The 22,175-nt window shown below is 65.2% G+C and carries 27 protein-coding genes; 13 read left to right on the top strand and 14 right to left on the bottom strand.

Annotated elements, in window-relative coordinates; translation table 11 throughout:
• Positions 1-44 precede the first annotated feature (44 nt).
• Complete coding sequence (locus AAFG16_RS21755) at positions 45-689, bottom strand: trimeric intracellular cation channel family protein (protein WP_342740477.1); 645 nt, start codon at positions 687-689, stop codon at positions 45-47.
• Between the two features lie 165 nt (positions 690-854).
• Between AAFG16_RS21755 and AAFG16_RS21750 the strand changes: the two genes are divergently transcribed.
• Positions 855-1,280: a hypothetical protein gene (locus AAFG16_RS21750; protein WP_342740476.1), complete on the top strand. Its 426-nt coding sequence runs from the start codon at positions 855-857 to the stop codon at positions 1,278-1,280.
• 183 nt (positions 1,281-1,463) lie between these two features.
• Here the strand turns inward: AAFG16_RS21750 and AAFG16_RS21745 are convergent, their stop codons facing one another.
• The 3 genes from AAFG16_RS21745 to AAFG16_RS21735 all read right to left on the bottom strand — a co-directional run bounded on the left by AAFG16_RS21745 (position 1,464) and on the right by AAFG16_RS21735 (position 3,058).
• On the bottom strand, positions 1,464-2,273 hold the full coding sequence (locus tag AAFG16_RS21745; protein WP_342740475.1) for an isocitrate lyase/phosphoenolpyruvate mutase family protein: 810 nt from the start codon (positions 2,271-2,273) through the stop codon (positions 1,464-1,466).
• 51 nt (positions 2,274-2,324) lie between these two features.
• A complete protein-coding gene (locus AAFG16_RS21740) occupies positions 2,325-2,675 on the bottom strand; it encodes an antibiotic biosynthesis monooxygenase (RefSeq protein WP_092219111.1) in 351 nt (116 codons plus the stop codon).
• A 74-nt stretch (positions 2,676-2,749) separates the two neighbouring features.
• Complete coding sequence (locus tag AAFG16_RS21735) at positions 2,750-3,058, bottom strand: NIPSNAP family protein (protein ID WP_342740474.1); 309 nt, start codon at positions 3,056-3,058, stop codon at positions 2,750-2,752.
• Between the two features lie 207 nt (positions 3,059-3,265).
• Here AAFG16_RS21735 and AAFG16_RS21730 point away from each other — a divergent pair, with 207 nt between their 5' ends.
• From AAFG16_RS21730 to AAFG16_RS21720, 3 genes are all read left to right on the top strand, one after another.
• Positions 3,266-3,964, top strand: a complete 699-nt coding sequence (locus AAFG16_RS21730; protein ID WP_342740473.1) for a winged helix-turn-helix domain-containing protein — start codon at positions 3,266-3,268, stop codon at positions 3,962-3,964.
• Positions 3,965-4,129: 165 nt separating this feature from the next.
• On the top strand, positions 4,130-5,137 hold the full coding sequence (locus AAFG16_RS21725; protein ID WP_342740472.1) for an alpha/beta hydrolase: 1,008 nt from the start codon (positions 4,130-4,132) through the stop codon (positions 5,135-5,137).
• A 207-nt stretch (positions 5,138-5,344) separates the two neighbouring features.
• On the top strand, positions 5,345-5,584 hold the full coding sequence (locus AAFG16_RS21720; protein ID WP_027564369.1) for a hypothetical protein: 240 nt from the start codon (positions 5,345-5,347) through the stop codon (positions 5,582-5,584).
• A gap of 172 nt (positions 5,585-5,756) precedes the next feature.
• On the opposite strand, the gene AAFG16_RS21715 is transcribed toward AAFG16_RS21720, so the two are convergent.
• Positions 5,757-6,071, bottom strand: coding sequence for a twin-arginine translocation signal domain-containing protein (locus AAFG16_RS21715; protein WP_283086265.1), 315 nt, complete (start codon positions 6,069-6,071; stop codon positions 5,757-5,759).
• A gap of 106 nt (positions 6,072-6,177) precedes the next feature.
• Positions 6,178-6,492 carry a hypothetical protein gene (locus tag AAFG16_RS21710; protein WP_342740471.1) on the bottom strand — a complete coding sequence of 105 codons (315 nt, stop codon included), beginning with the start codon at positions 6,490-6,492 and terminating at the stop codon, positions 6,178-6,180.
• A gap of 108 nt (positions 6,493-6,600) precedes the next feature.
• On the opposite strand from AAFG16_RS21710, the gene AAFG16_RS21705 reads away from it, so the two are divergent.
• The 4 genes from AAFG16_RS21705 (at position 6,601) to AAFG16_RS21690 (ending at position 11,268) form a co-directional block, all read left to right on the top strand.
• On the top strand, positions 6,601-8,454 hold the full coding sequence (locus AAFG16_RS21705) for an alpha/beta hydrolase domain-containing protein (protein WP_342740470.1): 1,854 nt from the start codon (positions 6,601-6,603) through the stop codon (positions 8,452-8,454).
• A gap of 283 nt (positions 8,455-8,737) precedes the next feature.
• Positions 8,738-9,385, top strand: coding sequence for a glutathione S-transferase family protein (locus AAFG16_RS21700; RefSeq protein WP_283086262.1), 648 nt, complete (start codon positions 8,738-8,740; stop codon positions 9,383-9,385).
• A 353-nt stretch (positions 9,386-9,738) separates the two neighbouring features.
• On the top strand, positions 9,739-10,395 hold the full coding sequence (locus AAFG16_RS21695; RefSeq protein WP_342740469.1) for a DUF1326 domain-containing protein: 657 nt from the start codon (positions 9,739-9,741) through the stop codon (positions 10,393-10,395).
• Between the two features lie 51 nt (positions 10,396-10,446).
• A complete protein-coding gene (locus AAFG16_RS21690; RefSeq protein WP_342740468.1) occupies positions 10,447-11,268 on the top strand; it encodes a DUF2182 domain-containing protein in 822 nt (273 codons plus the stop codon).
• 7 nt (positions 11,269-11,275) lie between these two features.
• On the opposite strand, the gene AAFG16_RS21685 is transcribed toward AAFG16_RS21690, so the two are convergent.
• Positions 11,276-11,722 carry a DUF2214 family protein gene (locus tag AAFG16_RS21685; protein ID WP_342740467.1) on the bottom strand — a complete coding sequence of 149 codons (447 nt, stop codon included), beginning with the start codon at positions 11,720-11,722 and terminating at the stop codon, positions 11,276-11,278.
• Positions 11,723-11,844: 122 nt separating this feature from the next.
• Here AAFG16_RS21685 and AAFG16_RS21680 point away from each other — a divergent pair, with 122 nt between their 5' ends.
• Entirely contained in the window at positions 11,845-11,997 is a 153-nt protein-coding gene (locus tag AAFG16_RS21680) for a hypothetical protein (RefSeq protein WP_342740466.1), read from the top strand.
• 9 nt (positions 11,998-12,006) lie between these two features.
• Here the strand turns inward: AAFG16_RS21680 and AAFG16_RS21675 are convergent, their stop codons facing one another.
• Positions 12,007-12,354 (bottom strand): hypothetical protein, encoded by a 348-nt coding sequence (locus AAFG16_RS21675; RefSeq protein ID WP_342740465.1) that lies wholly within the window; start codon positions 12,352-12,354, stop codon positions 12,007-12,009.
• Positions 12,355-12,476: 122 nt separating this feature from the next.
• Positions 12,477-14,009, bottom strand: a complete 1,533-nt coding sequence (locus AAFG16_RS21670) for an acyl-CoA carboxylase subunit beta (RefSeq protein WP_283086257.1) — start codon at positions 14,007-14,009, stop codon at positions 12,477-12,479.
• 149 nt (positions 14,010-14,158) lie between these two features.
• On the opposite strand from AAFG16_RS21670, the gene AAFG16_RS21665 reads away from it, so the two are divergent.
• The 3 genes from AAFG16_RS21665 (at position 14,159) to AAFG16_RS21655 (ending at position 16,356) form a co-directional block, all read left to right on the top strand.
• On the top strand, positions 14,159-14,563 hold the full coding sequence (locus AAFG16_RS21665; protein ID WP_283086256.1) for a DUF4260 domain-containing protein: 405 nt from the start codon (positions 14,159-14,161) through the stop codon (positions 14,561-14,563).
• A gap of 132 nt (positions 14,564-14,695) precedes the next feature.
• Positions 14,696-15,292, top strand: a complete 597-nt coding sequence (locus AAFG16_RS21660) for a hypothetical protein (RefSeq protein WP_342740464.1) — start codon at positions 14,696-14,698, stop codon at positions 15,290-15,292.
• 71 nt (positions 15,293-15,363) lie between these two features.
• Complete coding sequence (locus AAFG16_RS21655; RefSeq protein WP_342740463.1) at positions 15,364-16,356, top strand: dienelactone hydrolase family protein; 993 nt, start codon at positions 15,364-15,366, stop codon at positions 16,354-16,356.
• A gap of 210 nt (positions 16,357-16,566) precedes the next feature.
• On the opposite strand, the gene blaOXA is transcribed toward AAFG16_RS21655, so the two are convergent.
• From blaOXA to AAFG16_RS21635, 4 genes are all read right to left on the bottom strand, one after another.
• Positions 16,567-17,385: a class D beta-lactamase gene (blaOXA, locus tag AAFG16_RS21650; RefSeq protein WP_342740462.1), complete on the bottom strand. Its 819-nt coding sequence runs from the start codon at positions 17,383-17,385 to the stop codon at positions 16,567-16,569.
• Positions 17,386-17,511: 126 nt separating this feature from the next.
• Positions 17,512-17,775 carry an EscU/YscU/HrcU family type III secretion system export apparatus switch protein gene (locus AAFG16_RS21645; RefSeq protein ID WP_080137218.1) on the bottom strand — a complete coding sequence of 88 codons (264 nt, stop codon included), beginning with the start codon at positions 17,773-17,775 and terminating at the stop codon, positions 17,512-17,514.
• Complete coding sequence (locus AAFG16_RS21640; protein ID WP_342740461.1) at positions 17,772-19,391, bottom strand: flagellar hook-length control protein FliK; 1,620 nt, start codon at positions 19,389-19,391, stop codon at positions 17,772-17,774. Before AAFG16_RS21640 ends, AAFG16_RS21645 begins: the two co-directional genes overlap by 4 nt.
• A 54-nt stretch (positions 19,392-19,445) precedes the next feature.
• Positions 19,446-20,240: an ATP12 family protein gene (locus AAFG16_RS21635; protein WP_342740460.1), complete on the bottom strand. Its 795-nt coding sequence runs from the start codon at positions 20,238-20,240 to the stop codon at positions 19,446-19,448.
• Positions 20,241-20,328: 88 nt separating this feature from the next.
• Between AAFG16_RS21635 and AAFG16_RS21630 the strand changes: the two genes are divergently transcribed.
• Positions 20,329-20,775: a hypothetical protein gene (locus AAFG16_RS21630; protein WP_342740459.1), complete on the top strand. Its 447-nt coding sequence runs from the start codon at positions 20,329-20,331 to the stop codon at positions 20,773-20,775.
• 128 nt (positions 20,776-20,903) lie between these two features.
• On the opposite strand, the gene AAFG16_RS21625 is transcribed toward AAFG16_RS21630, so the two are convergent.
• Positions 20,904-22,142: an RluA family pseudouridine synthase gene (locus tag AAFG16_RS21625; protein WP_342740458.1), complete on the bottom strand. Its 1,239-nt coding sequence runs from the start codon at positions 22,140-22,142 to the stop codon at positions 20,904-20,906.
• Positions 22,143-22,175: the final 33 nt, after the last annotated feature.

Below are 22,175 nucleotides of genomic sequence, written 5' to 3'. Positions count from 1 at the left end.
CAAGCCCGGCCATGACGTAGCGGACAGAGTGAGGCGAAGAGCAACTACCTCCCCTCGTCCTCCGTGAAGACGAATTTCGGCATCTCCCATTTGTAGCGCACCGCCAGCAGGCGGAAGCTGATGCCGAGGACGAAGGTCAGTATGGTCCAGAGCTCGGCGTTGAGCTTGAAGCCGAACGCGGTGGCATAGAACAGGCCGGTCACCACCGAGACGCTGGCATAGAGCTCGGAGCGGAACAGCAGCGGCACGTCGTTGCAGAGCACGTCGCGCAGGATGCCGCCGGCGCAGCCCGTCACCATGCCGGAGACGATGACGATCGGCAGCGAGGCATCCATCTGCCAGGCGACGTCGCAACCGGCCATGGTGAAGACGACGAGGCCGATGGCATCGAGCACGATGAAGGCGACCTTGAGCCGGTGCACGAGGCGCGCGGTCAGGATGGTGAGGAAGGCGGCACCGCCGGCGAGCGCGAGATAAATCGGGTGCTGCACCCAGACCAGCGGATAGTGCCCGAGGAAGAGATCGCGCAGCGTGCCGCCGCCGAGCGCGGTGATGCAGCCGAGGAAGCACACCCCCAGCCAGTCCATGCTGCGGCGGCCGGCGGCGAGCGCGGCCGTCATGCCTTGCGCCGCGACCGCGACGAGCGACAGGAAATGCAGCACGCTATCGCTTGGCGGCAGGCTCCACATGATCTTGTTCCCTTCCTCCGCGGGTGGAACTCACGCTTTGGGTTCCCCGGCGAACAGGTTCCCGATTCCCTCAGCCGGAGCAACATGCGACGAAAGCATAAAGGAGGCGGAACGGAATCTCGCACCTGAGGGTTGTCCCGGCGTCATAACCGAGGAGACCAATCGATGGCTGACGAGCGTTTTCCCAACGATCCGTACCGCCCGAACCTCGCCGACGATGAGTATCTTCGCGCGGCGCGCCGGGATGCCGACCTTCAGGCCGATCCCGAGCTTGGCGAAGGCCCCGCCTCCAGCGGCAAGGTCGCGCTGTTCGCGGTGGCGATCGCCCTGGTGCTGGGCGCCGTGTTCTATGGCTTGAACAACTCGAGTACAGGCAACCAGGCGAGCAACACGCCGGCGACGCAGACCGCACAGCAGTCGCAGCCCGCCAATCCGGCCGCGCCTCCCGGCATGCGCGACGTGACGCCGCGCAACAACGCCGCGCCGGGCGTGACCACGGGCGCAGCGCCGAGCAAGCCGGCCGCGCCGGCGGATACGCCTGCGGCAAAGCCAGCGCCGGATACGCAGACTCCGTCTGACGGCGCGAAGTAAGACGTAACGATAGCTGTCGTCGCCCGGCTTGACCGGGCGACCCAGTACTCCGAAACGGCAGTGATTCAATCGATAAGCCGCGGCGTACTGGATGCCCCGCTTTCCGCGGGGCATGACACCGAGAGGGACGATAGAGTGGCGGGACGAAAGTCCCGCCGCTTCGTTTGCTCTATTTGATTGCCTTCAGCTGAACATCTTGTTGAGCTCGCCGCCGGGATAGCCGCTGCCGAGCTCGGCAAACGTTCCCTTCTCCGCCATCTCCTTCGCGGCCCGCATGAAGCCGCCCCAGGCGGCGCGGGCGAGCGAGCCGCCGACGCTGATGCGGCGCACGCCGAGATCCTCGGCTTCCTTCAATGATAGGCTGGAGCCACCGATCAACAGGTTGAACGGCTTCGGTGCGACAGCCTTCACCACCGCGGCGATGTCCTCGCGCGTCTTCAGACCCGGCGCGTAGAGGCAGTCTGCGCCGGCATCGGCGTACGCCGTAAGGCGGTCGATGACGAGCTTGAGGTCGGTCACGCCCCACAAATACGCCTCGCAGCGGCCGACCAGCAGCGTGCCGCTGTCGCCGATCGCCTTGCGCGAGGCCTTGATGCGCTCGACCGCGAGCGCGCGCTCATAGATCGGCTTGTCCTTGTCGCCGGTGGAATCCTCGATCGACAGGCCGGCGACGCCGGTGCGCACACAGCGCTCGACATTGTCGGCGACCTTGTCCGGCTCGACGGCAAAGCCGCCCTCGAAATCCGCATTCACGGGAATTTCGACTGCCGAGCTCAATGCTGCCAGATGCTGACAGACATCCTCGACGGTGACGTGGTTGTCGGCCTTGCCGATGGTCCAGGCAAAGCCCGCGCTCGACGAGGCAATCGCCTTGAAACCGAGATGCTGCAAGGCTTTCGCGCTGCCGACATCGACCGGATTGGGCAGGATGAAGCAGCCGCTCTCGTGCAACTTCCTGAACGTCGCGCGCTTGTCGGCGGTCGTTACATGCATGTTTCTCTCCCTTGTTGGCCGCGCAGACATGGGGATGCGTCGCGGCCGGCGCTAGTGCGCGTCGTGCACCGCGCGGCTATCCTTCGGCGCCTGCTCGCGATCATTCATGCCGTAGTCGCGGATGACGCTGGCGATGCGCAAATGGTAGTCGGCGAAGATCTGAGCCCTGCCCTTGGCCTGGGTGCGGCGATGCTCCATCGTGTTGCGCCAGGCCTGGACTGCTGCCTCGTCCCGCCAGAACGACACCGACAGGATCTTGCCCTTCTCGGTCAGGCTCTCGAAGCGCTCGACCGAGATGAAGCCGTCGATGGTTTGCAGGAGCGGCTTCAGATCGGCGGCGAGATCGAAATAGTCCTGGCGATGTTCCGGCTTGGGCCAGACCTCGAAAATCACGGCGATCATGGGCGTCTCCTCTTATGTGAGCATGATCTTTTCGGAAAACCGCGTTGCACTTTTCCGGATCATGCTGGCGTGGCCTACAATACCACCTTGCGCAGGAAGGTGCGCTCTTCCGCGAGGATGAATTTGTTCTCCTCGGCGAAATGGAAATTCGCCATCCCTTCCGTATCCTGCCGCAACCGCGCGCGATAGGCCTCGTAGGCGGCCAGACTCTCGAAGGTGATCAGCGCGAATGCGATGTTGTTGGTGCCCTCATGCGGCATGAAATAGCCAATGAGATCGCCGCCGCATTTCGGGATGATGGTGAGCCAGCGTTTTGAATATTCCTCGAACTGGGTGCGCTTGAACGGATCGAGCTGATAGCGGATGAAGACGGTGACGGACATGGTGGGCTCCTCTGGTGCTTTCTCCGTCATTGCGAGCGCAGGTCTCGTAGGGTGGGCAAAGCGAAGCGTGCCCACCTCGTTTCTTCGCAACGATGATTGGTGGGCACGTCGCTACGCTCCTTTGCCCACACTCCGGCTCCTCGCAATGACGACGTAGTGAGAAGCTACGCCCTTGCCCGACCGCGATGCTTCGGCTACCATCGAAGCATGAAATCAGGACCCGACATCGCCATGGTCGCCTCGCTGGTCGGCGACCCCGCCCGCGCCAACATGCTCACGGCGCTGATGAACGGCCGCGCGCTGACCGCGAGCGAGCTCGCGCAGGAGGCCGGCATCACCCCGCAGACGGCGAGCTCGCATCTGGCAAAGCTCGAGGCCGGCGGCCTCGTCGAGCCGGAGAAGCAGGGCCGGCACCGCTACTACCGCCTCACCGATGACGACGTCGCCGGCGTGCTCGAAGGCCTTGCGGGCCTTGCCGCACGCACCGGCCACATGCGCGTGCGCACCGGGCCGAAGGATCCGGCGCTGCGGCGCGCGCGGATCTGCTACGACCATCTTGCCGGTGATCTCGGCGTGCAGATGCTCGACACCATGCGCGAGCGAAATCTGGTCAGGCAGAGGAAGCAGGAGATCGAGCTGACGGCTGATGGCGAGCGCTTCCTCGCCAAGCACTTGCAGATCTCATCCGACATGCTCAGCCATCCGCGCCGGCCGGTCTGCAAGGCCTGCCTCGACTGGAGCGAGCGGCGCCACCATCTCGCCGGCACGCTGGGCGCGGCCATGATGCAGCGTTTCGCGGAATTGAAATGGGCCGCGCGCGATCCCTCGCCCGGCAGCCGCGTTGTGAATTTCACCCGCACCGGCGAGAAGCAGTTCGCGGCGCTGTTTGGGAACGGGAAGGATTAGTCACGCGAACTGCGCGTCGGCACACAATCGCGTGTGAACTCTCTCTGTCGTCATGGCCGGGCTTGACCCAGCCATCCACGTCTTTATTGCGGCTGGCACGTGGATGCCCGGGACATCTGCGCGAAGACGCGCTTCGCGCTTTCGCCGGGCATGACGGAGACCCCAATGAACCGCATCTTCTCGGCAGCGATCGCTGTCGCCCTCGTGACTATTCCGCTTGCATCCCACGCCGCCGACACCGCGCCCCGCGAGCCCTACGGCATCGCGCTCGAAGGCTTTGCCTATCCCTATCCCGTGCATCTGCTTTCCGTGGTCAACGACGGCGAGCAGCTCAGCATGGCCTATATGGACGTGGCGCCTGCGCAAGCAAACGGCCGCACCGTCGTTCTGCTGCACGGGCGCAATTTCCCGTCGAGCTACTGGGCGCCTGTCATCAAGATGTTGAGCGAGGCCGGCTATCGTGTCGTGGTGCCGGACCAGATCGGCTTCGGCAAGTCCTCCAAGCTGACGGGCGAGCTGCACTTCGACAATCTGGCGCGCAACACCATCGCGCTGCTCGATCACTTAGAGATCAACAAGGCGGACATCGTCGCCCATTCGCTCGGCGGCATGCTGGGCGTGCGCATCGCCCGAGCCTATCCGGACCGCGTCAGCCATCTGGTGCTGACTGCACCGATCGGGCTCGAGGACTACCGCCTCTACGTGCCGCCGACGCCGACCGAGAAGATCATCGAGACCGAGGACAAGCTGACGGCCGAAGGTTATCGCAAGCAGCTCCAGACCAACTACGCGATCAAGCTGCCGCCGGAAGCGATCACGCCGTTCATCGACGCCCGTTTCAACATCAAGGGCAGCCCCGATTATCCACGCTGGCTGCGCGCCTTCGTCTCGTCCGGCCAGATGATCTATCGCGAGCCGGTGGCGCACGAGATCCCGCTCATCACCGAGCCGACGCTGTTCATCATGGGCGCCGACGACCACAACGCGCCTGGCCGGCCGCTCGCGCCCGAGGCGTTGCGGCCTAAGATGGGGCAGAACGCGGAGCTGGCGAAACAGCTCGCCGCGAAGATGCCGAATGCGCGGGCCGAGGTGATCCCGGACACCGGCCACCTCGTCTTCCTGGAGGCGCCCGAGAAGTACAAGGAGCTGGTGCTGGGCTTTCTCGGCCGCTAGCGGCAGATGAGTGTCGCCTGAAGCCGCATGCGGGGAATGTTCATGCCGCATTCAGGTCATGATTGGCAGGTTTGGATCGCGATGCACGTTGCCTCCCCGATTTAACGTGTCGAATCGTGTCTTTTGATTCATTGTGCGCCGCGAGCGCCCAGCCCCGAAGATTCGCCCCCCCCAAAGCCCAGCCTCAAGGACGAGAAGGAAGATCAAATGAAATATCTCTTCGCCGCCGTCATGCTTGCCAGCGCGGTCGTCGGTTTCAGCGAAGCGGCCAGCGCCGCTGGCGGCTGCGGCCCCGGCTGGTATCGCGGCCCCTATGGCGGCTGCCGTCCGATGGCCGCACGCGGGCCGGTCGTCGTCGTGCCGGCGCCCGCGCCCGTCGTCGTGGTGCGCCCGCGCGTTTGCCCCTATGGCTTCCGCTGGTGGGGTGGCCGCTGCCGCCCGATCTGATCTCGTCATTTCGCACTGCGAAGTGGCCGCGCGGCATCAGCCTGCGCGGCCATTTTGTTTTTTGAAGGCTCTTCGGCGCATCATCTCAGCATGTCGTCGAATCAAAACGGGGACCGCGAACCGCGATCCCCGTCCAAGGCCTGGCTTGCGTGAAGCTTACCAGTCGTGAAGCTTACCAGTAATGACGACGCCAGTGCCGGCGGCGCCAGCCCCAGTGGCGATGACGCCAGCCCCAATGGCGGTGACGCCAGCCCCAATGGCGGTGATGCCAATGGCCGTGACCGTGGCCCCATCGAACCTGCTCGGGCTTGAGCTGCGCGGCTTCGTCGCTGGTGGTGACGGCGGGATGGGCGTCGGGATTGCCTTCCGGCATGCGGGCCGGTCCGACCGGCTGCGGTGACAACGGTGCGGCCTGCGCGGTCGCTGCAAGGGCGGCGGCGCCGGCCGTCACACCCAATGCAAGTTTCAAAAAGTTCCGACGCTCCATGACAAGTCCTCTGATCTTTCGCGCAAGTGATGCTGAGGAAGTGTCGCGGTCATGACATGAACCAGAGCTGAATCGTGCATTCAGATTCGTTGCGAGGTGACAGGAGCTACTTCACGAACTCCTGCGCCAGCACCAGCGTCTCGCGCGTACGCTTCACATCAGGCCAGTCGCGGTTGAAATCGGCGACGAGCCGTTTCAGCGCCTCGCCCTTCAGCATCGCCGCGAGCGCCGCTTCGTCGTCGAACTGGTACATGGCCTGGTGCAGCGAGGGATCATCCAGACTCCAGAACCGCCAGGCTTTGCTCACGCCGAACGCCTTCACCGCATCAGGCATATGCTCGGTCTCGTACCATCGGTCGAATGCGGCGCGCTTGTCGGCGTCGGCAACGATGGCACGGACGACGAAGTGGGCCGTGGGCATCGGGTTTCCTCCTGTTGTTTGGCCTCAGCATAGACGGTTATAGTGGCGGCAACAAAAAGCCCGCGCGGCGGATTTTGCCGCTGCGCCTACCTGAGGGAAGGAACGGCCATGCGCAGGATCATCTCGGGTCTGTTTGCGATCACCTGCCTGTGGCCGGCCGTATCGGTCGCCGAAATCGTTCGCTTCGATATTGTGGAACGCGTGCCCGCCTTTGACGGGCGCAGCTTCGGCAATGTCGGCACCTATGAACGCATCACCGCGCGCGCGACCTTCGCGCTCAACCCGGCCGACGATCGCAACGCAGTCATCACCGACCTTGCGCTCGCGCCGCGCAATGCCGACGGCAAGGTCGAGGCCACCGCCGACGTCGTGATCCTCAGGCCCAGCGATGCCACGCATGGCAACGGCACGCTGCTGCTAGAGGTGCCCAATCGCGGCCGCAAGCTGGCGCCGCAGCTGTTCGACGATTCCGCCCAGCCCGGCGCCAACAATGCCGACAAGGCCGAGGATGCCGGCATCGGCTTCCTGCACCGCCAAGGTTTTACGATGGTCTGGGTCGGCTGGCAGGGCGACATCCCCTCGAAGCCCGGCCAGATGGCGCTGAGCGCGCCGGTGATCAAGAACATCAGCGGGCCCGCGCGAGAAGAATTCGTCTTCGACAACACGACCAATCCTGCGCGCGCCATTCTGACCTGGCCGGCGGCTGAGGCCGCCAACCTCCACGTCACCGTGCGCGCGGCCTGGGCCGACGCGCGGCAGACACTGTCCGGTCTCTCGGCAAAACTCGTCGATCCCACCATGGTGGAGATCACCCGCCCCGATGGCTTTGATGCCGGCGCGCTCTACGAGATCACCTACACCGCGCGCGATCCGGTGCCGCTCGGCATAGGCTATGCCGCCGTGCGCGATGTCGTCAGCTTCCTCCGCCATGACGAGACGCAAGCGAACCCGCTGCTCAATGGACTGCATCCATCGGTGAGCCGCGCCATCGGCTTCGGCGTCTCGCAATCCGGCCGCTTCCTGCGCGACTTCCTCTATCTCGGCTTCAACGAGGACCTATCCGGCCGCACCGTGTTCGACGGATTGATGCCGCATGTCGCGGGCACGCGGCGGATGGCGACCAATGTCCGCTTCGGCCAGCCCGGCCGCAACCCGCGCCATCCGCAGGATCCGGCGTGGCAGGCCGATCTCTTCCCCTTCACCTATGCTAGCCTCAGCGATCCCTATTCCGGCAAGACCGACGGCCTCTTGCGCCGCTGCTCGCTCTCGGCGACCTGCCCGAAGGTGATGCAGACCGACAGCGAGCACGAATGGTGGGCCTCGCACGCTTCGCTGCTGGTCACCGATCTCGCGGGCAACCATCTCGACCTGCCCGACAATGTCCGCGCCTACATGATTTCGGGCACGCCGCATTTTGCGGAAGCCGCCGACGTGATGAAGAAGGGTGTGCCGGCGATGTCGCTGCCGCAGAACCCTGTTCATGCGGGCATGCCGATGCGCGCGCTGCTCACCGACCTCAATGCCTGGATCAGCGACGGCATCAAACCGCCCTCAAGCCGCGTCCCCATGCGCGCCCATGGCACGCTGGTCTCGGCGCAAGGTGCCGTGCCGACCGATATCCCTGGCCTGCCCTATGCCGGCATCCACACGCTCGCCGCCTTCTCCGACCAGAGCGTGCTGCCGCCGAAGGAGATCGGCCGCTATCCCGTGTTCGTGCCGAAGGCGGATGATGACGGCATGGCGATCGCGGGCATCCGACAGCTCGCCCTCGCTGTCCCGCGCGCGACCTACACCGCATGGAATCCGCGCGCGCAGGGGTTTGGGCCGACGGCGCTCTATCCGCTGCAAGGCGCGGTCGTGCCGTTCGCACCGACGGAGGCTGCGCGGAAGGAGGTGCATGATCCCAGGCTGTCGATCGCGGAACGATATGCCGATACGACGGCGCATATGTGTCGGCAGTGAAGCGCGAGGCGGCCCGGCAGGTGGCGGAGCGGATCTTGCTGCCGGAGGATGCCGAACGCGCGGTAGAGGCCGCCAAGCAAGGCAAGCTGGCGAAGCTTGGGCAGTAAGCACCGGTCCGTAGGATGGGTAGAGCGCAGCGAAACCCATCGTTCCGGCTGCGTGAATAGCGTTGATGGGTTTCGCTTCGCTCTACCCATCCTACGAGATCGCCCTTTTTTCTGTCCCCGCTGTCGGAACGCCCGCTCCTCATCCGTCCTACGCTTAGACAGCACGGAGATCCCACATGCCCAATCTCATCCTCACCACCTTCGACTGGGTTCCCGAGATGCCCCGCGGCTTCGTGCGCGACCTTCGTGTACGCTGGGCGCTGGAAGAAGCCGCCCTGCCCTACCGCGTCGCGAGCGTGCCGTTCAACCCGCGCGATGCCGCGCACTTCGCGCACCAGCCGTTCGGCCAGGTGCCGTGGCTGACCGACGGCGACCTCTCGATCTTCGAGAGCGGCGCGATTCTGTTGCATCTGGGTCAGCGCAACCCCGAACTGATGCCGACCGATCCCCGCGGCCGTAACGAAGCGATGGAGTGGGTGTTCGCCGCGCTCAACTCGGTTGAGATGCCGGCCCTGCCCTGGACCATGTTCAAGTTCACCGGCAGTTTCGACGGCTCGCCTGCCGTGAAGTTCGTCGACGACTTCCTCAAACTCCGCCTCAAGCACATGGAGACGGTGCTTGCGAGGCGCGAATGGCTGGCGGGGTCCTTTTCCGTCGCCGACATCCTGATGTCGGACGTGCTGCGCGTCGTCGATAAGTTCGGCGGCCTGTCGGAGCACCCGGCCTGCCGCGGCTACGTCGCACGCGCCACCGCGCGGCCAGCGTTCGCCAAGGCCCACGCGGACCAGCTGGCGCATTTTGCCGCGGCCGATGCGGCGCGATGATAGAACGGAACAGCTCGTAGCTCTCAGGATGGGTCGGGCGAAGCCTTAACCCGCCTGGGTCTGCCCGGACGAATGGAGAGGCGGTGGGTTACGCTGGCGCTGACCCACCCTAAAGCGCGATGGCATCAAGATGGATCACCATCGCGCTTTAGGTTATTGTTTGAGCATGATCTTTTCGGAAAACCGCTACGCACTTTTCCGGATCAGGCTCTGCGCACCTCCACGCGCGTCGGCGCTTCACACCAACTTCATTGGCACATCGCCTTGCGGTTTCCGCGCACGCAGCGTAGCTTTCGACCACAGGTAGCTCGTTCGAAAGTGATCTGTCGGGTTCGGCCTAGCGGGAGGAAGCGATGGTGGACCAGGTCTCATCTCAGGTCTCATCTCAGGTCTCGTGGCACCTTTCCGGTGACTATTTCGAAAATTGCAGTTGCAGCATCGTGTGTCCGTGCCTCGTGTCTGCGGGTGCCCCGCTGACCGCGCGACCGACCGAGGGCTTCTGCAACGTACCGCTGATCTTCCATGTCGAGAGTGGCCGTTACGGCGACGTCGCACTCGATGGACTGAACGTCCTGGTGATCCTCCACGCGCCCGGAATCATGGCTGACGGAAACTGGTCGCAGGCTACCTATGTCGACGAGCGCGCCGACGATCGGCAGACTGAGACGCTGGCTGCGATCTTCGGCGGCACGGCCGGTGGTCCCATGGCCGCGTTCGGACCGTTGATCAGCAAGAACCTCGGGGTGAAGAAGGCCCCGATCACGTTCCGGATCGACGGCAAGACGCGCTCGGCGGAAATCCCGGGCATTCTGCACATGTCCGTCGATCCGTTGCCGACCATGCACCCGAGCGGCGAAATGTGGGCCAACATCGGCCACCCCGTCAGTCCCGACAGGATGGTGATGGCGGTCGGCGCCGCCGGCAACACCTACAGCGATCATGGCATGCGCTGGGACAATTCCGGCAGGAACGGCCTCTATGCGCCGATCCAATGGTCGAACCAGGCTTGATGCCGCTCCTGATGTGACGGTCTGCGAGCAGGCCGGCAACACGCATCACAAATGACCGACAGCGCTCTCGAAACCGTGCTGCGCCGCGACCGCTGGATCGTCGGCGGCGCGATTCTGATCATCGTCGCGCTGGCCTGGGCCTATGTGCTCTGGCTCGCCGACGACATGGACATGGGCGGCATGGACATGACCGGCTTCCGCATGATTCCGGCCGGGATCGGAATCATGCTGCCCGCCAGCGAGCCGTGGCGAACGTTCGAGTTCGCATATGTATTCCTGATGTGGGCGGTGATGATGGTCGGCATGATGGCGCCCTCGGCTGCGCCCATGATCCTCATGTATGCCAGCGTCGGCCGGCAAGCGAAGGCACAGGCCAAGCCGTACGCGGCAACCGGCTGGTTTGCGGCCGGTTATCTCCTCGCCTGGACCGGCTTTTCGCTTGTCGCAACCCTTCTGCAATGGGTGATCGATCGCGCAGCCCTTCTCGACTCCCGGATGACGCTCGCCAGCAACCTCGTCGGCGCAATCGTGCTGATCGCAGCCGGGATCTATCAATGGACGCCACTCAAGGACGTCTGCCTCGTCCAATGCCAGTCGCCGTTCCTGTTCCTGATGCGCCACGGCGGCTTTCGCGACACGCCGCGAGGCTGCCTGCTGCTGGGACTTCGGCACGGAAGCTATTGTGTCGGCTGCTGCTGGCTGTTGATGGCGCTCCTGTTCATCGGCGGCGTGATGAACGTGCTCTGGATCGCGCTTCTGGCGCTGCTCGTCCTGTTGGAGAAATTGACGCCGGTCGGACGATGGATCGCGCGTGCTGCCGGCATTGCTTGCGTGATCATGGGCGCGTGGCTGGTGGTATCGTCACGACTGTGATGAATTTCTAAACCCACCCTCCTCGCGCCATCACCGCCGCACAGAGCAGGATGACCACGATGGCCGCGAGCTCACAGTGAATGATCGACGATACCAGCCACTTCTGCCTTGCATCGAGGACAGGCGCCTGTCCCGCCTTGATCGACGCACTCCACGACAAGAACTCCTGCGTCGGAATGACCGACAACGCCCCGAGGATGACGAAGAGTGCGATCTTCGTCAGGAACGCGTAGCTATGCAGGTAGTAGTCATAGCCTTTCTCGAAAAAGAGCACCCGCAGCAGCCCGACGCCGAGCAGCGCCGCTGCCGCCGCACCCAGCACGATATCGGTGATCTGGAGCCGTCGCGCGATCGACACCGTCAGTTCCTGCTGGATCAGCGTGAACTCGACCGCAACCGCCGCAACCAGCGTGAAGGCGCAGAAGTGATGGAAGAAGGCGAACAGCGTGGACATGCCAATTCCTGACAGCTCGACGAGCGTGATCAACCGTGGGCAGTTTACCCGGCGTTAGCCATCCCGTCACAGCCGCCGGAACGAAGCAATTTGCTTCAAATTATTCCGGCGGGAGGTGACACATGGCCCGTATCGACTATCTCAAAGAGCAGGTTGCCCGCGCCGAGCGCCTGGCGAAGACCATCCTCGACCAGGAAACCGTGGAGCGGCTGCAAACCTTCGCCGCCGAATGCCGCGCGGAGTTGATGGTGCTGGCGCTGCGGGCTGCAGCGTGACGCGGCGCGTCACACCAGCTTCAGCGGCGCATCGGCGACCAGGCGCAGATCGATCGTTCCAATCAACGCCGCGCGCCGCGCCTCCGCAGCGCTGATCGCCTCGTCCGTCTGCCGCAACGTGCTGATGTTCGAGCCGAGCGACACGATCCCGCCCAGCACCAGCGCGATCGATCCGAGCGCGGCGGTCTGGCCGGTCCCGAACAGGCCGAGAATCGTGATCAGCAGCAGCGCGGCACCGCTGCCGATGGCGATCTTGGACGCGAGGATGTACTTCCGGCAGCGCTCGGCGATCTCGGCGAGCCGCTCGATCCGGTCTTCGATATCGGAGATTTCGTCGGTCGGATCGTCTTCGGTCATTGGGTTTGATCGAGGGTGCCGGATCAGAAACGAACCTGATAGCCCGCATCAGCGAAGTGACATGCGGCAACTGCTGAATGAGAACCCGGATTTCGCTACGCTCCATCCGGGCCACGTCCATCTCACAACGGCAAATTGTCGTGCTTCTTCGCCGGCATTTCCGTTTTCTTGTCCTTCAGCATCGCCAGCGCCCTTGCGATGCGCTTGCGCGTCGAGTGCGGCATGATGACGTCGTCGATGTAGCCGCGCTCCGCCGCGATGAACGGCGAGAGGAAGCGGTCCTCGTATTCCTTCGTTCGGGAGGCGATCTTGTCGGGGTCGCCGATGTCGCTGCGGAAGATGATCTCGACCGCGCCCTTGGCGCCCATCACCGCGATCTGGGCGGTCGGCCAGGCGTAGTTCATGTCGGCGCCGATTTCCTTGGAGGCCATGACGTCGAAGGCGCCGCCATAGGCCTTGCGGGTGATGATGGTCACCAGCGGCACGGTGCACTGCGAATAGGCGAACAGCAGCTTTGCGCCGTGCTTGATCAGGCCGCCATATTCCTGCGCGGTGCCCGGCAGGAAGCCCGGCACGTCGACGAAGGTGACGATCGGGATGTTGAAGGCGTCGCAGAAGCGGACGAAGCGCGCCGCCTTGCGTGAGGCATCAGAGTCGAGCACGCCGGCCAGCACCATCGGCTGGTTGGCGACGAAGCCGACGGTGCGGCCGGCGATACGGCCAAAGCCGGTGACGATGTTCTTGGCAAAGGCTTCCGCGATCTCGAAGAAGTCGCCCTCGTCCACGACCTTCAGGATCAGCTCCTTCATGTCGTAGGGCTTGTTCGGATTGTCGGGGATCAGCGTGTCCAGGGAATCGTCGAGCCGTTCGATGGAATCGAAGCTCGGCCATTCCGGCACGCCGTCGGTGTTGTTGGACGGCAGGAAGTCGATCAGGCGCCGCATCTGGAGCAGCGTTTCGACGTCGTTCTCGAAGGCGCCGTCCGCGATGGAGGAGCGCGTGGCGTGCACCGAGGCGCCGCCGAGCTCTTCGGCGGTGACAACCTCGTTGGTGACCGTCTTCACCACATCGGGGCCGGTCACGAACATGTAGCTGGTGTTCTTCACCATGAAGATGAAATCGGTCATCGCAGGCGAATAGACGTCGCCGCCGGCGCACGGGCCCATGATGACGGAGATCTGCGGGATCACGCCCGAGGCGAGCACGTTGCGGCGGAACACGTAGGAATAGCCGGCGAGCGCGGCGACGCCCTCCTGGATGCGGGCGCCGCCCGCGTCATAGAGGCCGATGATGGGCGCCCGCGCCTTCATCGCCATGTCCTGGAGCTTCGTGATCTTCAGCGCGTGCGTTTCCGAGAGCGAGCCGCCGAACACCGTGAAGTCTTTGGCAAAGACAAACGTCTTGCGGCCGTTGACGGTGCCCCAGCCGGTGACGACGCCGTCGCCGGGCACTTTGGTCTTCTCCATGCCGAACTCGGTGGAGCGGTGCTCGACGAACATGTCGAACTCCTCGAACGATCCCTTGTCGAGCAAGAGCTCGATGCGCTCGCGCGCGGTCAGCTTGCCGCGGGCGTGCTGCGCCTCGATGCGCTTTTCCCCGCCGCCGAGCTTTGCGCCGGCACGACGTTCCTCAAGGGCGTCCAGGATATGTTTCATTTGCTCCCGCCAGTTCTTAACTAAGCCACGTTTGCCGGGGGTTCTAACACGCCATTTTGCGGACCGGGAAGCGGCTTTCGGCGCCGCAGGGCTGCCCTGACGCAGCGTGAAAGCGCAAGGAATCACAAAGTTTTGCCTGGGAGGCGACGATGGACGAACAAGCTGCCGAGACTGGCTCCGTGACAGGCGGCGTCAACATCCTGCTCCGCCTCGAGGGCCTGACCCTGTTCGTTGGCATGGTGATGCTCTACTGGGCCTGGGACGGCTCCTGGCTGGTCTTTGCCGTGCTGTTCTTCGTGCCCGATCTGAGCTTTCTGGCCTATCTGGCCGACGCCAAATTCGGCGCGCTGGTCTACAACGCCGCCCACAGCTACATGGCGCCGGTGGCGCTGCTGACGCTGGGCTTCGGCCTCGCCTCGCCGCTGACCCTGTCCATCGCCTTGATCTGGCTCGCCCATATCGGCATTGACCGGGCGCTCGGCTATGGCCTGAAATATTCGGCCGGGTTCGGCTTCACCCATTTGGGGCGGATCGGCCGGCAGAAGGACGCCTGATCTCAAATTTGGCGGCCCGGCCCGGTTGACCGGGCCGGCCGATTCAGGCTTGCTTCAAGGCCTTCGATCAGGCGCCGAATGTTGCGTAAGCCCAGTCGGTACGGCGGCGGTCATCACGCCCTGGCATCACCCATGTCCGCGACGGTCGTCCCACTGCCGCCCAAATCCTCGTCCGAAACCGTCGACTTCCTGCGGCGCATGGCCAGCATGGTGTCGGGACGCAACGGCGAGATGCTGCTGCGCGCGGCCGCGCTGATCGAGTCGCTGGCGCAGCGGGCGATGTCAGCCGAGCGGCTCTATCACGAGACGCAAGAAGAGAACGCGCGCCACGTCGAGCTGCGCGAGGCCGCCGAGCTAGCCTCCGATGCCATGGTCGGCCAGATCGAGGCGCTGCGCGCGCAGCTTGCCGACGTGACTGCGGCGGCTGCCACCGAGCGCGCCGCCTTCGATGCCGAGCGCGGCAAGCTGCTCGGCCTGATGCAGGATGCGGAAAGCCATATCCGCAAGCTCGCGACCGAACTGGAGAGCTTGCGCGCCTCGGTTGACAGTTTCAACGAAACCGCGGTCTCGGTGCCGATCGAGGTGCTGCGGCTGGCGCGGACCCAGTTCGATTATCTCGCCAGCGGTTTTGCCCGGAAGGGCGATGTGATCTCCCAGACGATGAGCGAGATCGGCGGCTTTGCTATCGACGAGGCGCTGACGGCGAAGAAGACGGCTGACAAGTCCTGAAACCGCCGTGCGCCAAATTGACAGCGTGCAGGTGCGTTGGTCTACTTCCCCAAAATATCAGGGAGGATCCAATGCCGACGGCATTCCGTGCCGCTGCCGCGCTCATCGCGCTGTGCGTTTCGACCGTGCTCGCGAGCGCGCAATCCTTGCCGAAGGAAGTCGCCACCCGCGCCGAGATCTACCCGATTCCCTCGCTCACCCTCTCCGACCAGCAATTTCTCAGCGGCGATGCGGCCGCGGCCAAGCCGGTGACGGTCGCAGGCGAATTCCGCGTCGCGCAGGGCACCGGGAAACTTCCCGTCGTGGTGCTGATGCATGGCTCGAGCGGCGTCGGCGCCACCACGGAAGCCTGGGTGCACGCGTTCAACGCCATGGGCATCTCGACCTTCGTGATCGACGGCTTTACCGGCCGCGGGCTCACGGTCGTCGGGCCGAACCAGGCGCTGCTCGGCCGGCTCAATCTCATCATCGACACCTACCGCTCGCTGGATATCCTGGCGAAGCACCCACGCGTCGACCCTGATCGCATCGTGCTGATGGGCTTTTCGCGCGGCGGACAGGCGACGCTCTATGCGAGCCTGGAGCGCTTCAACAAGCTCTGGAACAAGTCCGGCGTCCAGTTCGCGGCCTACATCCCGTTCTATCCGGATTGCTCGACGACGTACGTCGGCGACAGCGATGTCGCCGCGCGCCCGATCCGCATCTTCCACGGCACGCCCGACGACTATAATCCCGTGAAGAGCTGCAAGGCCTTCGTCGAGCGGCTCAAGACCGCGGGCCGCGACGTCGTGCTGACCGAATACCCTGACAGCGCCCACGGTTTCGACAGCGGCCTGCTCGGCGTCAACACGGTTGCGGTCTCCGCCAACGCGCAGACCGTGCGCAATTGCCATATCAAGGAGGGCGACGGCGGCGTGCTGATGAACGGCGAGACCAATGCGCCGTTCACCTACAAGGATGCCTGCGTCGAGCTCAACCCGCATGTCGGCGGCAATCCGACGACGGCGGCGGAATCGCGCAAGGCCGTGGAGGAGTTTTTGCAGGCGCTGTTCAAGCTGAGCTGAGTGGCCGCGCGGCCTGCATGGTTCACGACGCCCCGCATCGCTGGTTCCTCCCTATGAGGGTTAGGTGGGAGTGACGGCGGCGCCACATGCTCCGTCATTGCGAGCGCAGCGAAGCAATCCAGACTCCCTTTCTGGAAAGACTCTGGATTGCTTCGTCGCAAGAGCTCCTCGCAATGACGTTGGAGAGAGAACAGCGCCAGCGCGGTAACGCTAGATCGCGCCGATCTCGGCAAGGCAGGCTTGCGTGAGGCTCATGCGCGCCTCGATGTGGCGCGGCTCCTTGCAATCCATGTTGAGCGCGAACACCGTGTGCGCCTCGCCCTTTTCGGCCCAGCCGACCATCCAGCCGAGCGACGGCTCGCCGCGCTCGGCGCCGAGCAGCCCTGACTTGGCGCGGATGATGCTGTCGCCCACCTTGGTCACCGGCAGGATGCCGGCGACGAGATCCTGGCTGCGCTTTGAGATCGGCAGCGCGCGGCGGCGGAGACGGTCGACGAAATCGATCTGCTCGACCGGATCGATGCGCAAATTCCCCGTGAGCCAGAACTGGTCGATGCCGCCGCCGATGTCGCGATTGCCGTAGTCGAACTCGTCGACATATTTCTGCATGCGCACCTCGCCGATGCGGCGAGCGATCTCCTGATAGACCGGCACCGCACTGACCGCGATGGCACTGCGCAGCGTGTGATCCTTGTTCCAGGCTTCGATCGGCCGTTTCACGCCGTCCCACGGGAAGACGTCCTTGTCGGGGTCGGCGACGACGCCGGTCTCCAGCGCGATCAGCGAGTTCGGAATCTTGAAGGTCGAGGCCGGCAGCTTCGCTTCGCCCGAGCGCTCCTTGTCGCTGGCGACGATCAGATAGTCCTCGACCTTGTAGCCGACGAAGGTGCCCGACGTGCCGAGATCGGTGAAACGTTTTGCCAGGCTGTCGCGGATCTCGTTGCGCGGTGGCGCGACATGGGCGAACGCGCGCTGCGGCAGGATCGCAGTTGCGGCGAGAAGACCGAGGGTGGAACGGCGGGTGATCAAGAGCGGTATCCGTTGAGCAATGAGAGCCGGCGCGACGATGCAGCCGCTACGTGGTGAAACGATGACAGGTTACTTCTTGAGCATGATCTATTCGGAAAACCGCTGCACACTTTTCCGGATCATGCTCTACCGCCCCCGGCCCGACAGCCGCAGCACGAACACCAGCACTTCGGCGACAGCCTTGTAGAGGTCGGGCGGGATCTCATCGCCGAGCTCGACCTTGGACAGCGCGCCCGCGAGGATTTCGTTCTCCTCGATTGGGATGTCGTTGGCTTTCGCGATCTCGACGATCTTTTCGCCGATGGTCCCCTTGCCCTTGGCGACGACGACGGGCGCGCCAGAGCCCTTCTCGTAGTGCAGCGCGATCGCGAGCTTGGACGGGTCGCTCATGTGGCGCGATCCAGGAAATGGCCGGCGCGCGCCGGTGCCGGCTGCGGAGGCGTGCCGTCGCGGACCAGGATGTCGCCGGGCTTGAGCTCGGCCCGCATCAGGGCCTGATTGAGCTCGCCGACGCCGGCGCGGAGCTGCTGCGCGGTCGCCGGCCGCTCCGCCCACATCCGCACGAAGGTCTTGTCGCCGCTCAGCGTGACCAGCGCATGCACGGGGCCGGCCGGCTCGACATTGAGCGTGAAGCGCGCGCGCCAGGCGCGCTTGGCAGGATCGGCGGACTCATTGCCGCCGTCGCGCGAGATCTCGAACTGCGCCATCGCGGTGCCCTGCGGGGTCGCAAACGGAATCTCGAAATTCCACTGCGGCACGGACGGATCGATGCGATGGCCGGATGCATCGGTGCGGTCGGGAAGCGAGGCGACTTGCAGCAGCGTCTGCCGCGCGATCGCCGCATCGGTGTCGTCGAGCAGGCGATGCACGGTTGCGGAGAGCGGCGTATCCGGCGCCAGCGAGGACGCCGCAATGGCCTGCGCCGCCGGCAGCGCGCCGCGGAACGGCGGTGGCGTCGTGCGCGCGGCGGCCTCGAAGATATGACCGTCGGGCACGGCCTTGTTGGAGCCCGGCAAATTGCCGGTCAGGCGCGGCAGATTCTGTGCGGCCTCTTGCAGCAGGCTCGCGGCGAGGCCGGCGGACATGGTGCGCGGCATCGCGGCCTGCGACACGACGGGGGCGATATCAGCCAGGACTGTCGCCGCGAGACTGGCGCCGCGTGGCATCTGCGGCGGCTGCGCGATCTCGCGTTCGGCCGCCGGCAATGCGGCCTGGGTTGTTCCGCCTGCTGCCTGTGCCGGCGCTGTAGCGACCTGCGTGGCCCCCGTGCCGCTCGTTGGGATCGCGCCGCCCTGTGCCGGTGGCGCGGCGGTCTCGATCGTCGCCAGCGTCTGGCGCAGCACCAGCAGCGCGGCCTTCAGGTCCGGCAGATTGCCGGATGACGGCGTTGCGCCGGCGGCGAGCGAAGCCTCGAGGAACAGGCCTGATTTCTGAAAGGCGTATTCGATATCGCCGCCGTCGAGGGCGGTGTTGAGCGGCGTCTGCTGCGCCAGCACGTCCAGCACCGCTTGCTTCAGGCCAACAGGCAGATCGCTGGCGGTGACGACGGAGGCGAGATTGGCGAACAGCGGCGCCTGGCTGCCCTGTTTTGTGACCGCCTCGGCCGAGGCGGCGGTGACGGCGACCTGCTCCAGCGGCGTCAGCGTATTGCGCGCCGCGGTCGCGGACGGCGCCAGCGACGGGCTGTCCACCAGCGAGGCCGCAGCCGGCGTCAGCGTGATCTGATCGGCGCTCGCCTCGCCTGCCCCGTTCATGACGGCAAGCCGGATGGTGCCCTCGTTCTGCGACACCGCGAGTTGGAGGTTCTGCCCTGGGGTCAGCGACACCTCGGAGATCACGTCCATCGCGAGGTTGGCGATCGCGATGCGCACCAGATTGTCGGCGAGGACGCTGACGACTCTTGCGTCGACGACGCTGCCGGCCTGAAGCACGAGGTCGGGCGTCGCCGCATCAGCCACGGGGCTGGCGGCACTGACCGGTACGATCGAGCTTATCGGCGTCGGCATTTTAGGGCCCAGGGAATGCGCTTCCCACCCTAAGGCCCCGTCGTAAACCTCTCGTTAAGGACCTGTGGCCGCCGGCGGCTTCACGGCGGCCAGAACCGCGACGGCGGCCTCGAAATCCCTGAGGCGGGCGGCGCGGCGGGCGGCCGCTTCCTCGTCCACGCCCCATTGCTCGACATTCCAGTCCTCGTCGACATGGGCGGCGGCCCAGACCTGGCCGGCATCGCGCACGCCATGGGCCAGCGCCAGCGCCAGCAGCGCCGAGCCGGTCAGCGTCGTCACCATATGGAGCGCGGCGACCGACCAGGCATCCCCCGGCAGCGCGGCGCGGGCGGCCTGGAGCGCCTCGTCCGGCTGCTTCACATGCATGACGCCCTCGGACAGGATGAAATGCGCGCCCAGCGTCTCCGCGGCCCAGAACAGCACGGGATCCCAATGCGCGGCCTCGCGGGCGACCAGTCCCTCCGGGTGGCCGGCGCGATAGAACAGCAAATCGGACTCGAAGTATTTTGCGAGGTCGTCGCGGACCAGGTCGACGCGATCGACAACGCCCTCGACCACGCTGTTGGCGATCCGGGTCAGCGGCATGGTCACGGGATCGATCGCCTCGCCCTGGGCCGCCCATTCCGCAGCCACGGCGTCGGCCAGCGGGCGCGAGGGGATCACCACCTGGCGGCCGGACGGGGTGCGGATCGGCTTGCCGTCGAGTGTGATGGCAAAACCGCCCTCGACCTCGGCGACTCCGGCCTCCTTGTAGAAGCGCTTGCGCAGCGGCGTGCGCGCGGAAGCACGCGCCGAGTCCCGCGGATCCGGCGGGGGCTGGCTTGCTGCTTCTTCGAACAATTCGCGCATGTGAGTTTTCGGTCCCGGTCGCTGGATGCTAGGCTTTTAAGATAAGCGTTTAGGCCAGTACTTGCAGCCGATAAAGCGAGCGGCAGGCATGAGGGAACTTGCGGGCATCGTGGCCCTGTTCGCCGCGCTTTGGCTGGCCGCGGCGGAGGCCGGCTTTCGCACCCCGGAATCGCTGGTCCGCAACGTCTACGCCCATTACGGCGAGGGCGCGCCGGAGCTGTCCAAAGGCCTGCCGCGGGATGCGGCCACCGCCCGGCAGTTCTTCGATCCACCCCTGCGCAAGGCCTGGAGCGCGCCGCGGGCGGAGCCCTACGACTTCCTGGTGCAGAGCCAGAGCTGGAAGCTCGGCCCGGTCGCGATCGCTATCATCCGCAGGCAATACGACAAGACCTATGTCACGGCGAATTTCGACAATCGCGGCCGGCCGGTGACGCTGAACTTCATCGTGGTCAACGGGCCGGAGGGCTGGCTGATCACGGATGTCGAGAGCCCGCATGACAGCTTGCGGATGTTTCTGGAGCAGTTTCGGAATTAGACACCGCTGTCTCCACACCGTCATTGCGAGCGCAGCGAAGCAATCCAGAATCTTTCCGCGGAGGCAGTCTGGATTGCTTCGTCGCAAGGGCTCCTCGCAATGACGGTGTTAGCAACGGAGCTCGCCCCCTACTCCTCCGGCGCGTTCTCGATCGGATCGAACCGGCTGGCATCGAGCCCGAGCAGATTCCACGACTGCTGCATGTGCGGCGGCAGCGGCGCGGTGGCGTCGATCACGCCGCCGCGCGGATGCGGGATGACGATGCGGCGTGCCAAGAGGTGCAGCCGGTTTTGCAGGCCACCCGGCAGCTGCCAGTTCTCGATGTTGAAATATTTGGGATCGCCGACGATGGGGTGGCCGATATGCTCCATGTGGGCGCGCAGCTGGTGGGTGCGTCCCGTCACCGGCTTCAGGGACACCCAGGTCAGCTTGTTGCCGGCGGTCTCGACCACCGCGTAATACGTCACTGCGTGGCTTGCACCCTCGTCGCCATGCTGGGCGATGCGCATGATGGTGTCGTCCTCGCCCTCCTCCTTGGCGAGGAAAGTCGAGATGCGGCCCTGCTTCGGCTTCGGCAGGCCCGGCACCAGCGCCCAATAGACCTTGCGCGCCGACCGCGAACGGAACGCGCCGGTCAGATGCGAGGCGGCAAAGCGCGTCTTGGCGATCAGGAGACAGCCCGATGTCTCGCGATCGATGCGGTGCACGAGGCGAGGCTTCTGGCCCTTGGCATCGCGCATCACCTCCAGCATCTGGTCGATGTGCCGCGTCATGCCCGAGCCGCCCTGCACCGCAAGGCCGGCCGGCTTGTTCAGGACGAGGACGTCGTCGTCCTCGTACAGCGTCATCTCCTTCAGCGCCTTGAGCGTCTTCTGCGCAGCCTCGGAGAGCTCGCCGACGACCTTCGGCGCGTCCAGCTTCAGCGGCGGAATGCGGACACTCTGGCCCTCCTCCAGCCGGTCCTTGCTGTCGACACGCTTGCCGTCGACGCGCAGCTCGCCTTTGCGGACGACGCGCTGGATGTGCGAGAACGACAGGCCGGGAAAGCGCGCCTCGAGGAAGCGATCGACGCGCATGTTGTTCTCGTCGGCCGTGACCGTGACGGTCTGCACCTTGGTCGGCAGCAGCGCCTCGACGGGCTTTGCCGGCGCAGCTTTCTCAAGCGCGGACTTGGGCGGACGCCGCTCGGCACGCTCGGGGCCACGCCGCTCGGCACGCTCTCCGGCAAAGCGCGGCGGCTTGGCGCCCGGCTTACCGCCCGAACGCGGCCCGGCCTTCTTCGCGCCGCGCGCCTGATGCGGACGTGAGTCGTCGCGCTCGTCACGCGAACGGGGCTTTGGATTCATTCTCTTGATGCGGCGGCTCATGATTGCCTGCGTACCCTAAAAGCCGCCTTTCGT

The organism is Bradyrhizobium sp. B117 (assembly GCF_038969555.1).
Taxonomy (GTDB): domain Bacteria; phylum Pseudomonadota; class Alphaproteobacteria; order Rhizobiales; family Xanthobacteraceae; genus Bradyrhizobium.
The sequence above is the reverse complement of the archived record's forward strand: the minus strand, read 5'-3'. Positions and strand labels throughout refer to the sequence as shown.

Coding starts and splice junctions, on each gene's coding strand:
- AAFG16_RS21645 (WP_080137218.1), bottom strand. CDS start 17,775: ATGAGCGACCCGTCCAAGCTCGCGATCGCGCTGCACTACGAGAAGGGC.
- AAFG16_RS21755 (WP_342740477.1), bottom strand. CDS start 689: ATGTGGAGCCTGCCGCCAAGCGATAGCGTGCTGCATTTCCTGTCGCTC.
- AAFG16_RS21635 (WP_342740460.1), bottom strand. CDS start 20,240: ATGCGCGAATTGTTCGAAGAAGCAGCAAGCCAGCCCCCGCCGGATCCG.
- AAFG16_RS21690 (WP_342740468.1), top strand. CDS start 10,447: ATGACCGACAGCGCTCTCGAAACCGTGCTGCGCCGCGACCGCTGGATC.
- AAFG16_RS21695 (WP_342740469.1), top strand. CDS start 9,739: ATGGTGGACCAGGTCTCATCTCAGGTCTCATCTCAGGTCTCGTGGCAC.
- AAFG16_RS21670 (WP_283086257.1), bottom strand. CDS start 14,009: ATGAAACATATCCTGGACGCCCTTGAGGAACGTCGTGCCGGCGCAAAG.
- AAFG16_RS21730 (WP_342740473.1), top strand. CDS start 3,266: ATGAAATCAGGACCCGACATCGCCATGGTCGCCTCGCTGGTCGGCGAC.
- AAFG16_RS21665 (WP_283086256.1), top strand. CDS start 14,159: ATGGACGAACAAGCTGCCGAGACTGGCTCCGTGACAGGCGGCGTCAAC.
- AAFG16_RS21680 (WP_342740466.1), top strand. CDS start 11,845: ATGGCCCGTATCGACTATCTCAAAGAGCAGGTTGCCCGCGCCGAGCGC.
- AAFG16_RS21735 (WP_342740474.1), bottom strand. CDS start 3,058: ATGTCCGTCACCGTCTTCATCCGCTATCAGCTCGATCCGTTCAAGCGC.
- AAFG16_RS21655 (WP_342740463.1), top strand. CDS start 15,364: ATGCCGACGGCATTCCGTGCCGCTGCCGCGCTCATCGCGCTGTGCGTT.
- AAFG16_RS21745 (WP_342740475.1), bottom strand. CDS start 2,273: ATGCATGTAACGACCGCCGACAAGCGCGCGACGTTCAGGAAGTTGCAC.
- AAFG16_RS21740 (WP_092219111.1), bottom strand. CDS start 2,675: ATGATCGCCGTGATTTTCGAGGTCTGGCCCAAGCCGGAACATCGCCAG.
- AAFG16_RS21630 (WP_342740459.1), top strand. CDS start 20,329: ATGAGGGAACTTGCGGGCATCGTGGCCCTGTTCGCCGCGCTTTGGCTG.
- AAFG16_RS21685 (WP_342740467.1), bottom strand. CDS start 11,722: ATGTCCACGCTGTTCGCCTTCTTCCATCACTTCTGCGCCTTCACGCTG.
- AAFG16_RS21705 (WP_342740470.1), top strand. CDS start 6,601: ATGCGCAGGATCATCTCGGGTCTGTTTGCGATCACCTGCCTGTGGCCG.
- AAFG16_RS21700 (WP_283086262.1), top strand. CDS start 8,738: ATGCCCAATCTCATCCTCACCACCTTCGACTGGGTTCCCGAGATGCCC.
- AAFG16_RS21660 (WP_342740464.1), top strand. CDS start 14,696: ATGTCCGCGACGGTCGTCCCACTGCCGCCCAAATCCTCGTCCGAAACC.
- AAFG16_RS21675 (WP_342740465.1), bottom strand. CDS start 12,354: ATGACCGAAGACGATCCGACCGACGAAATCTCCGATATCGAAGACCGG.
- AAFG16_RS21625 (WP_342740458.1), bottom strand. CDS start 22,142: ATGAGCCGCCGCATCAAGAGAATGAATCCAAAGCCCCGTTCGCGTGAC.
- AAFG16_RS21640 (WP_342740461.1), bottom strand. CDS start 19,391: ATGCCGACGCCGATAAGCTCGATCGTACCGGTCAGTGCCGCCAGCCCC.
- AAFG16_RS21750 (WP_342740476.1), top strand. CDS start 855: ATGGCTGACGAGCGTTTTCCCAACGATCCGTACCGCCCGAACCTCGCC.
- AAFG16_RS21725 (WP_342740472.1), top strand. CDS start 4,130: ATGAACCGCATCTTCTCGGCAGCGATCGCTGTCGCCCTCGTGACTATT.
- AAFG16_RS21710 (WP_342740471.1), bottom strand. CDS start 6,492: ATGCCCACGGCCCACTTCGTCGTCCGTGCCATCGTTGCCGACGCCGAC.
- AAFG16_RS21720 (WP_027564369.1), top strand. CDS start 5,345: ATGAAATATCTCTTCGCCGCCGTCATGCTTGCCAGCGCGGTCGTCGGT.
- AAFG16_RS21715 (WP_283086265.1), bottom strand. CDS start 6,071: ATGGAGCGTCGGAACTTTTTGAAACTTGCATTGGGTGTGACGGCCGGC.